Origin of the sequence: Pseudooceanicola nanhaiensis (assembly GCF_020171315.1) — a bacterium.
In the GTDB taxonomy this organism is placed as follows: domain Bacteria; phylum Pseudomonadota; class Alphaproteobacteria; order Rhodobacterales; family Rhodobacteraceae; genus Pseudooceanicola; species Pseudooceanicola nanhaiensis_A.
Window position 1 is genome coordinate 1 of sequence record NZ_JAIUZP010000027.1, and the last position, 770, is coordinate 770.

1 pseudogene is annotated in these 770 nt (G+C 61.7%); it reads right to left on the reverse strand.

Annotation, left to right across the window (positions count from 1 at the left end):
- Nucleotides 1-769 (reverse strand): annotated as a pseudogene (locus LCM32_RS21905) (IS3 family transposase); the annotation flags it as partial.
- Between the last annotated feature and the right edge of the window lies 1 nt (nucleotide 770).

Consider the following 770-nt stretch of genomic DNA (forward strand, 5'->3'; position numbering starts at 1 on the left):
GCGATGCTGTCGAGCTCACGGCTGACACGTTGCCCTGACAGCGAAGTGTCCACGACCGCGGCCAGGCATTCCCGGCTGAAGTCGTCGATGACGCACAGCACCCGGAACCGGCGCCCGTCTGAGAGGCTGTCCGAGACGAAGTCTAAGGACCATCGCTGGTTCGGCCCTTGTGGGATCGCCATCGGCGCCCTCGTTCCGATCGCGCGCTTGCGACCGCCACGCTTGCGCACTGTCAGGCCCTCTTCCCGGTAGATCCGGTAAAGCTTCTTCCAGTTCACCTTCCAGCCTTCGCGGCCAAGAAGCAGGTGCAGCCTTCGGTAGCCGAAGCGACGCCGTTCACTGGAAAGCGCCTTCAGCCTCTCTCGCAGCTCGGTGTCCGCAGGTCTGGTTGATCGCCGCCGATAAACACGCGGGTCGATCCCGGCCAGGGCACACGCCCGCCGCTGGTTGTAGCTCTTCTCTGTCATGGCCCAGTCCACAGCTCGTCGCCTTGCACCAGGCTTCAAAAGTTTTTTCCCAGCATCTCCTTGAGCGTAGCCACATCCAGCATGTGCTCCGCGAGCATCTTCTTGAGCTTCGCGTTCTCAGCCTCCAAGGCCTTCAGCCGTTTGGCCTCTGACACCTCCATGCCGCCATACTTCGAGCGCCACTTGTAAAACGTGCCATCGCTGACGCCGTGCTTCCGGCACAACTCCTTGGCGCCTATCCCGGCTTGGTGCTCCTTCAGGATGCCAATGATCTGCTCTTCGCTGAAACGGCTTTTCCGCATC